Here is a 9165-nt window from a genome sequence, read left to right on the forward strand (position 1 = left end):
TACTTGGTGTAATTTGCATTAATTCCGCTTTAATTTCAGCCGAAACGTCAAGGGTCGCAATAAAATTATGAATTGCTTTTTTGTCAATGGCTTCATTCGTTCTTGTCAAACCTTTCAAGGCTTCATAAGGATTTGGATAGGCTTCCCGACGCAAAATAGTTTGTATCGCCTCGGCAACCACCGCCCAGTTTTTTTCTAAATCCTCATGGAATTTTGGTTCGTTTAAAAGGAGTTTGTTCAAGCCTTTTAAAGTAGCTTCAAAAGCAATCAAAGTGTGTCCAATAGGAACGCCAATATTTCTTAAAACGGTACTGTCCGTCAAATCGCGTTGTAATCTGGAGAGGGGTAGTTTAGCCGAAAGATGTTCGAAAATGGCATTTGCTATTCCTAAATTTCCTTCTGAATTTTCAAAATCTATAGGGTTTACTTTGTGTGGCATTGCCGAAGAACCAATTTCTCCCGCTTTGATTTTTTGTTTGAAATAGTCCATGGAAACATACGTCCAAATATCTCGATCTAAATCAATTACAATGGTGTTGATTCTTTTTAAAGCATCAAAAAAGGCAGCAAAATGATCGTAATGTTCGATTTGTGTTGTCGGAAAAGAATGGTGTAATCCAAGGTTGTCTTCTACAAAATCTCCCCCAAATTTTCTCCAGTCAATTTGTGGATAGGCCACATGATGCGCATTATAATTTCCTGTTGCTCCTCCAAATTTTCCAGCAAACGGAATGTTGAATAACAAACGCATTTGTTCTTCTAGGCGTTCTACAAAAACACCAATTTCCTTACCCAAACGAGTAGGCGAGGCGGGTTGTCCGTGGGTTCTGGCTAGCATAGGAACGGATTTCCATTCTACACTCAAATCTTTTAACTTTGAAGTCAATCCAATTAATGAAGGCATATATACTTTCTCGAAAGCATCTTTGGTCGAAAGCGGAATGGCGGTGTTGTTGATGTCCTGTGATGTCAATCCAAAATGAATAAACTCTTTATATGGAGACAAACCCATTTTCTCGAAAGCATCTTTGATAAAGTATTCCACCGCTTTTACATCGTGGTTGGTTACTTTTTCTGTTTCTTTGATCCAAAGGGCATCTTCGGTAGAAAAGTTTTTATAAATGTTGCGTAAACTTTCGAATAAATTTGGATTTACTCCCTTTAGTTGCGGTAACGGTAGTTCGCAAAGCGCAATAAAATATTCAATTTCAACCAATACGCGGTATTTAATTAAAGCTTCTTCAGAGAAGAATTTTGAAAGTGAACTGGTTTTGCTTCTGTATCGACCGTCTATTGGAGAAACGGCGTTTAATTCGTTTAATGTAGTCATTGTTGGTGTTTATTTATAAAGTGCAAAGATAGCATTTCAGATTTTAGATTTCAGATTTCAGATTTAAAAATTGAAGTTGATTTCAGAAATTACCATTGTTAACCCGTTGAGTGTAATTCAAAATTATTTAATTTTTAACCACATAGAGTCATAGATTTTATATTCTTGAAAGGCGTTTCACTTTATTTTGAATATATAAGCTAGTTTAAGTCAACGGATTATTGTCATTGAAATTGCTATTGTAATTTCTTCAGTTCTTTTTGAACAATTTCCATTCCTTTTGAACCTGTTGTAGCAATCACTTTTATCTCATTTGGTAAATCGTACATCGTTGCGGGTTTTGGATCAATGTAAAAAACAGGAATAGTTGCTTTGGCATAATGCATCAAACTAGCCGCAGGATAAACCTGTAAAGAGGTGCCAATGATTATCAAATAATCTGCATTTTGAACAATGCTTACCGCTTTGTCTAATGCTGGCACTTCTTCGCCAAACCAAACAATATTAGGGCGCAATTGATTTCCGTTTGTATCTAAATCGCCTAAAATTAAATCAGTATACCAATCCAGGATATAGTTTGGGTTAGAGATACTTCGCACTTTTAACAATTCGCCATGAAGATGTAAAACGGAGCTACTTCCTGATTTTTCGTGTAAGTTATCGACGTTTTGTGTGATTATTGACACTTCAAAATCATTTTCTAATGCCGCCAAAATTTCATGACCACGATTGGGTTGTACTTCATGTAATTGACGCCGACGTTTATTATAGAAGTCCAAAACTAATTCGGGATTTTTTTTCCACCCCTCGGGAGTTGCCACATCCAACACATTGTGTCCTTCCCAAAGTCCGTCGCTGTCGCGAAAGGTTTTAATACCACTTTCGGCACTGATTCCGGCTCCTGATAAAACAACGAGTTTCTTTTTTGAGTTTACTTTATTTGCCACGAATTCACGAATTTTTTATTGATCTCAAAAATAATTTAAAACTATGCACTTTTAGTGCATTTTCCTTTCAGGTTCCAAAAAGTTTGCCGTAAATTTCACAAATTAATTCGCGCTAATTTGTGAAATTTGTGGCAAACTTTTAAAATATCACAACCATGCAGACTTTCAGTCTGCCAACCAAAACTATTGACTGAAAGTCAATAGTTGTTTATTAGAAATTAAAATTAGTGAATTTGTGGCGAAAATAGTTAGTATTTTTGGCAAATATATTTTATAACATGATTGACCTTGACTATCTCCATTTTCTCGAAAACATTCTAACCGAAAATCGTAAAAACAAGTTTTTGAAAGTATTAGGAAACCGAACCAAACATTTTACAGTGGTGGTCGAAGATGTTTTTCAGATGCACAATGCCAGTGCGGTAATGCGCAGCTGTGAGGTTTTTGGTATTCAGGAATTAAACGTGATTGAGCAACGCTATGGAAAAAGCATTGATAAGGAAATTGCCATGGGAGCTCAAAAATGGGTTGACATTAACACTTTTGATAGTGTTGCAAGTTGCATAGACAGGATGAAAAGTAAAGGCTACCAAATTATTGCCACCACACCTCATGAGAATGATTGTTTGCTAGATGACTTCGACATTTCGAAACCTAGCGCTTTGTTTTTTGGAACAGAAAGAGATGGTTTGTCTGAAGAGATTTTAGCCTGTGCTGATGGTTATCTAAAAATTCCGATGGTGGGTTTTACAGAGAGTTTGAATATCTCGGTTTCAGCAGCCATTATTATTCAAAACCTGACCAATAGATTGCAGAATTCTGATATAGATTGGCATTTATCTGACCAAGAAATCCTTGAAAAAAGATTGGCTTGGGCTATGAGTTCGATAAAGGATATTAAGAGAATAGAAGCTCGGTATTATTCAGAAATGTAATTTCTTTAAAGAGCTATTATCCTCTCAAAATTAATTTCATAGGTAATGAAAACTTTTTCATTTTTTAAAATCTATCTATTTTTAAAAATTAAGTTGTAAGTTAAACTATATTACTATATTTTTGACGAGAACTATAACGATATAGTTTTTAGGTAAATTTTATAAACAATATGAAAGATTCAATAGCTATATTATGTGGAGGTGGTCCTGCTCCCGGAATTAATGCAGTGGTAAGTACACTTATCAAAGTGTTTATTAAAGAAAATTATCGAGTAATTGGGATTCATGAGGGGTATAGAACCCTATTCACCGATAGTCCAAATACGGTAGATTTGAGTTTTGAATATGCAGATAAAATTTTCAGCCTTGGAGGATCTTCTCTTAAAATGAGTCGTTATAAACCCAAAGACGAAGAGTTTAAAACAGATTTTTTCGAAAAGAATAATGTAAAACTTTTAGTTACTATTGGAGGAGATGATACCGCTTCAACAGCTAATCGAATTGGTAAATTTCTTGCCAGTAATAATATAAATGTTAGTAATATTCACGTTCCAAAAACAATTGATAATGACCTTCCTTTGCCAGACCGAAATCCAACATTTGGTTTTCATTCTGCCAAAGATGAGGGAGTTCGAATAGGGAATACCATATATGAAGATGCAAGAACCAGTGAAAATTGGTTTGTGCTATCAACCATGGGGCGAGAAGCAGGTCATCTTGCATTTGGGATAGGAATGAGTTGTCATTTTCCTATGGTAATCATTCCAGAAATGTTCAATAAAACTAGTGTTACTTTCGAGAAAATTACTCGAATGTTAGTGTCTTCAATTATAAAAAGAAAAATAGAAAACATACCCTACGGAGTTGTAATTATTAGTGAGGGTGTTTTTCATTTTATGGATGATAACGAAATAAATAATTCTGGAATTAACTTTACTTATGATGACCATGGGCATCCAGAATTAGGAAACGTTAGCAAATCACATATTTTTAATATGTTATTGCAACAAAAGTTAAAATCGATGAATATAGATGTGAAAAGTAGACCAGTAGAAATGGGCTACGAATTGCGTTGTTGCAGACCAATAGGTTTTGATCTTACTTTATGTACACTTTTAGCGATGGGTGTGAAGAAATTGTTTCTTGAAGGGTTAACAGGTTGTTTGGTTTCAGCAAATTCTAATGGTGATATTAAACCTCTTTACCTAAAAGATCTTGAAGGACCTGACGGTAAAATCAAACCACGTTTGGTAGATATTGAATCTGAGATGGCTAAACTGTTATTTTCTAATTTACATTACATAACAGAAGTTGATTATGAAAAAGCAAAAAAATATGTTGATAATCCTGAGCAATATGACTTTAATAAAATTTTAGAGTGGTAAATTAGTGTCTATTTAATATTTAAATAAATAATCCCTATCGGCATAATCTGTATCGATTATTTAGGACACTAGTCATTACTTTCTTTTTAATACTTTGTACTCTTCGTAACACGCGCTAATAGCATCTAATACTTGTAAATCATTAGCAGTTTTCACAAAGGATTCGGAGTAATTACAGCGTTCTAAGATTTCGGCAATTTCATTTTTATCTATTCCTAATAAAACTGAAATGGTTTCTCTATCAAATTTGGTTTCGAGTAAATTTCTAACGGTGTCATCCTTTTTCATTTCCTTAAGCCTCTTGAGTTCATTGGTTCTTTTGCCAAAAAAATTATAGAGTTTATCAGAAGGATTAAAAAGGGAACCTACAATTTTTTCCAAAGCATTTGGGGAGTTTTCGCCAGTTTCATAACCTTGGGTCAAACCAGATATGCTATACCGATAATTGTTTTTATCTGGAAATAATTTGGTGTCAATTTCTAAAAATCCAGTCAATTTAAATCGCCTAATAATTACTTCTTCCAAAGCATAGGCTTTTTCAGTTAAGTAGATATTCGTGGTTTTATTTTTAATCCAGTCATTGGTCACTTTGACTTTTATAGATTGAAAGCCCAATATTGTAATGTGAAGCGTGTCGTTTGCTGTAACCGAAATTTCAAAAAAACCTTTTTCATCGGTTGTTGTTCCTTTCATTTTGTTAACATTGATGATATTAACATTGCTTATGGGAGCTTGGGTATTGATATTAAGTATAATACCAGAAACTTTTGGATTAGGGTCTAAACTTTGTGAAAATACTGAAAAGGAAAGAATTGTAAATAAAAAAACTACAAAATATCTCATATCTTATTTTAAAACTTTAAAAGTAATAAAAACGGTATTAAGTATTTTGTAGTTTCAAATTTATTATAAGAAAATTAACAGTCCCGAAGCCTCGGGACAAACTGCAATTTTTCTTAACTTCTTCTTGGTCTTTTTTCTCTTGGAGCGTCAGTTGAACCTTCTGAACGTCTTGCTGGTCTTTCTGACGAACCACCATCACGTCTTGGAGCATCTGAAGATCTTGGAGCTCTATCAGAGAAACCGCCCGTTCTTGGAGCTGAACTACTTCTTGGTCCAAAACCACCTTCACGTGGAGCTGAACTTCTGTCGCTTCTAAATCCGCCACCAGAACCTTCACGTCTTGGGGCAAAACTTCCTTCTCTTCTTGGAGCTGAACCTCTATCACCACCTGAACGACCTCCACCAAAACCACCACCAGAGCTTCTTCCGTTGTGATCGCGTCTTCCGCCACCATCGTTTTTAGAAATTTCAACATTGATACGACGTCCTTCTAATTGAACGTTGTTTAATATGTCCATTACTTTATCAGTATGTTCTGGATCGGTGTTAAAGAAAGAGAAACCTTCTTTTACATCTACCTTGAATACATCATCACGGCCTAGATCTAAAGTTTCTTTTAAATAATCTTTCAATTGCATCCAGTCGAAATTATCTCTAGAGCCTATGTTTACGAAATATCGAGTTGCCCCATTGTTATTATTACCTTCTCTTGATTCACCTCTATCATCACGTTCCCTTCTTTCAGAACCTGAAGATTGGTTAGAAATATCCCTGTTTTTTTTGTAATAAGCAATAAAACGATTGAATTCAACCGATACCATTTTCTTAATCAACTCTTCTTTTGATAAACCTTCTAGAACGCTATTGATAGCAGGTAGATAGTTGTCGATTTCGTGATCAACTTCTGTGTCTTTAATTTTGTTAGCAAGGTGCAACAATTGGATTTCGCAGATTTCGATTCCGGAAGGAATTGTTTTTTCTTCGAATTTTTGTTTGATGATTCTTTCTATTGAAGAAATCTTGCGAATTTCACTTTTTGTTACAATAACAATTGAAGTTCCCAATTTTCCAGCACGACCAGTACGGCCAGAACGGTGATTGTAGGTTTCGATTTCGTCTGGTAATTGATAATTTACTACGTGAGTAATGTTATCCACATCAATTCCACGGGCAGCTACATCGGTAGCTACAAGCATTTGGATTTGGCGGCCTCTAAAAGATTTCATCACACCATCACGTTGCGCTTGAGATAAATCGCCATGCAATGCAGCAGCGCTATATCCGTCTTCGATTAATTTTTCGGCAACAGCTTGTGTATCACGTTTTGTTCTACAAAAAACTACTGAGAAAATGTCTGGATTCGCATCTGCTAAACGTTTTAAAGCTTCGTAACGATCACGAGCATTGACCAAGTAAAATTCGTGTGAAACCGTTGCTGAACCTGAATTTTTAGTTCCAACAGTAATTTCTACTGGGTTGGTCATAAATTGTTTTCCAATTCTAGCCACCTCTGCAGGCATTGTAGCCGAGAATAACCATGTGCTTTTTTCGTCTGGCGTAGTCGATAAGATGTTTACAATGTCTTCGTAGAAGCCCATGTTTAACATTTCATCTGCTTCGTCAAGAATACAATAATTAATTTGAGAAATGTTGACCAATCCTCTGTTAATCATGTCTTGCATTCTACCTGGAGTAGCCACAATAATTTGCGCACCTCTTTTGATGTCTCTAGCCTGTTCTGTAATACTCGCACCACCGTAAATTGCAACTACATTAATACCTTTTTCGTATTTTGAGTAGTTTTTAAGTTCGTTTGTAATTTGCAAACATAGTTCGCGGGTAGGTGATAAAATTAACGCCTGTGTATTTCTGTTGTTGGCATCAATTTTTTGAATGACTGGAAAACCAAAAGCTGCCGTTTTCCCTGTCCCTGTCTGAGCCAACGCAACTAAATCTGTGTCTTGTTCCAATAATAGGGGAATCGCTTTCTCCTGTACTTCGGTCGGATTCTCAAATCCTAGATCGATAATCGCACGTTGTAGCGATTCACTCAATCCTAATTGTTCAAATTTATTCATATGTGTTTTTAAAATTTGGTGCAAAAGTACAGTTAAAAAACGACATTATCTAACGGAAAATTTAGATTTGTTGTTTTATTATTATTTGATTATCAGAATTTTAGGTTTCAGTCCCGAAGCTTAGGGGTTAGATTTGGAATTTCATAGTTAAATTTAGTCAGAGAACTCCAATTTTTATTTTATTTTCAGAAAATCAATCAATTTTTTTGTTGCTTTTCCGCGATGGCTAATTTGGTTTTTTTGCTCAAGAGAAAGTTCAGCAAATGTTTCAGAAAAACCCAAGGGTTGAAAAATAGGGTCATATCCAAAACCTTCATTTCCAGATTTTTCGATTGTAATTTTTCCTTTAGCAATTCCGGTAAAAAGGTGTTGTTCTCCGTTTAGATTGAGAGCTATAACAGTTTTGAATTGGGCATTTCGGTTGGGGTTATTATCCAATGCTGCTAAGAGTTTATTCATGTTGTCTTGTGAATTGCATTGTTCGCCAGCATAACGAGCAGAGTAAACACCTGGTTCGCCATTTAGAGCTTCTACTTCGAGTCCTGTGTCATCGGCAAAGCAATCTAAACCATATTTGGATGTAATGTAATCCGCTTTTATTTTGGCATTTCCTTCAATGGTGTTTGAAGTTTCAGGTATTTCTTCGAAACAATTAATTTCATCAAGACTTATTATTTGGATGCTTTTGGGAAGCATACTTTGTATTTCGAGGATTTTGTTTATGTTGTTTGAGGCGAAAACGAGTTGCATGTTTGGTTGATATTTATTAACTGAATCGTAATCGTACAAAAACATGTTTGATTCCTTTTTTGTCCGATTCTCTTTCGTCAATTTCGAGAATATCGGTAAGTGATTTTAACATGGGAGTTAGTTTTGCAAAACCATAATTTCGGGGGTCAAATTCGGGTTTTTTCTTTACGATGAGGTTACCTACATCGCCTAGAAATGCCCAGCCATCATCATCACCTATAGCTTCGAGTGTGTCTTCGATAAGTTCTATGGTTTGATTGTCTATTTTGTTAGGAGCTTCCTTTTCTATCTCTTTTTGCTGCGCCTGTTCGATAGCGCTCGGGTCAACCGGCTTTTTAGTTTCATTTGTTATAGTTGCAGTAGGTCGTTTTTTTATTTTTTTATTGATAGCACCATCTAAAACTTCAATATAAATAAATCGGTCACAAGCAACAATGAATGAATTGGGTGTTTTTTTCTCTCCAATTCCTATGACTTTCATTCCAGATTCTCTTAGACGTATAGCTAATCTTGTAAAATCGCTATCGCTTGATACAATGCAAAAACCATCTACTTTGTCAGAATACAATAAATCCATAGCATCAATAATCATCGCAGAATCAGATGAGTTCTTGCCTACAGTATAGCTATATTGTTGAATAGGGGTAATGGCATGTTCTAATAAAACTGATTTCCATCCATTAGCATTGGGTTTTGTCCAATCGGCATAAATACGTTTTGTTGTTGGCGTTCCATATTTTGCAATTTCTTCCATCATTCCTTTTACATTACTATAAGGAACGTTGTCTGCATCGATGAGAACGGCAAGTTTTAATTCTTTTGTGTTTTGTAACATATTATTAGTTATTTCAATAAGTTGATTTTTTTTGATAAATCAAATGTTTACCAAATATACAA

The 9165-nt window shown here is 35.1% G+C and carries 8 protein-coding genes; 2 read left to right on the forward strand and 6 right to left on the reverse strand.

All coding sequences use genetic code 11. The features are described 5' to 3' along the window. Positions 1-1330: adenylosuccinate lyase (gene purB / locus ACKVOD_RS12085; RefSeq protein ID WP_409209723.1), on the reverse strand; the 1330-nt coding region annotated here is incomplete at its 3' end. Positions 1331-1566: 236 nt separating this feature from the next. Next, positions 1567-2277, reverse strand: coding sequence for an SIR2 family NAD-dependent protein deacylase (locus tag ACKVOD_RS12090; protein ID WP_409209724.1), 711 nt, complete (start codon positions 2275-2277; stop codon positions 1567-1569). Positions 2278-2555: 278 nt separating this feature from the next. Here ACKVOD_RS12090 and ACKVOD_RS12095 point away from each other — a divergent pair, with 278 nt between their 5' ends. Both ACKVOD_RS12095 and ACKVOD_RS12100 read left to right on the forward strand, forming a co-directional pair. After that, positions 2556-3212 carry a TrmH family RNA methyltransferase gene (locus ACKVOD_RS12095; protein ID WP_409209730.1) on the forward strand — a complete coding sequence of 219 codons (657 nt, stop codon included), beginning with the start codon at positions 2556-2558 and terminating at the stop codon, positions 3210-3212. A gap of 170 nt (positions 3213-3382) precedes the next feature. After that, positions 3383-4597, forward strand: a complete 1215-nt coding sequence (locus tag ACKVOD_RS12100; RefSeq protein ID WP_409209725.1) for a 6-phosphofructokinase — start codon at positions 3383-3385, stop codon at positions 4595-4597. A 75-nt stretch (positions 4598-4672) separates the two neighbouring features. Here the strand turns inward: ACKVOD_RS12100 and ACKVOD_RS12105 are convergent, their stop codons facing one another. The 4 genes from ACKVOD_RS12105 to ACKVOD_RS12120 form a co-directional block, all read right to left on the reverse strand. Then, on the reverse strand, positions 4673-5440 hold the full coding sequence (locus ACKVOD_RS12105; RefSeq protein WP_409209726.1) for a carboxypeptidase-like regulatory domain-containing protein: 768 nt from the start codon (positions 5438-5440) through the stop codon (positions 4673-4675). Between the two features lie 113 nt (positions 5441-5553). Continuing rightward, positions 5554-7518 (reverse strand): DEAD/DEAH box helicase, encoded by a 1965-nt coding sequence (locus ACKVOD_RS12110; RefSeq protein WP_409209727.1) that lies wholly within the window; start codon positions 7516-7518, stop codon positions 5554-5556. Positions 7519-7692: 174 nt separating this feature from the next. After that, positions 7693-8268, reverse strand: coding sequence for a non-canonical purine NTP diphosphatase (locus tag ACKVOD_RS12115; RefSeq protein ID WP_409209728.1), 576 nt, complete (start codon positions 8266-8268; stop codon positions 7693-7695). A 16-nt stretch (positions 8269-8284) separates the two neighbouring features. Then, on the reverse strand, positions 8285-9103 hold the full coding sequence (locus ACKVOD_RS12120) for an NYN domain-containing protein (RefSeq protein WP_409209729.1): 819 nt from the start codon (positions 9101-9103) through the stop codon (positions 8285-8287). Positions 9104-9165: the final 62 nt, after the last annotated feature.

Source organism: Flavobacterium sp. (assembly GCF_046155325.1).
In the GTDB taxonomy this organism is placed as follows: Bacteria; Bacteroidota; Bacteroidia; order Flavobacteriales; family Flavobacteriaceae; genus Flavobacterium.

Bases quoted from the DNA above. Each gene is read 5' to 3' on its own strand.
- ACKVOD_RS12115 (WP_409209728.1), bottom strand. From the start codon at position 8,268: ATGCAACTCGTTTTCGCCTCAAACAACATAAACAAAATCCTCGAAATA.
- ACKVOD_RS12110 (WP_409209727.1), bottom strand. From the start codon at position 7,518: ATGAATAAATTTGAACAATTAGGATTGAGTGAATCGCTACAACGTGCG.
- ACKVOD_RS12120 (WP_409209729.1), bottom strand. From the start codon at position 9,103: ATGTTACAAAACACAAAAGAATTAAAACTTGCCGTTCTCATCGATGCA.
- ACKVOD_RS12105 (WP_409209726.1), bottom strand. From the start codon at position 5,440: ATGAGATATTTTGTAGTTTTTTTATTTACAATTCTTTCCTTTTCAGTA.
- ACKVOD_RS12100 (WP_409209725.1), top strand. From the start codon at position 3,383: ATGAAAGATTCAATAGCTATATTATGTGGAGGTGGTCCTGCTCCCGGA.
- ACKVOD_RS12095 (WP_409209730.1), top strand. From the start codon at position 2,556: ATGATTGACCTTGACTATCTCCATTTTCTCGAAAACATTCTAACCGAA.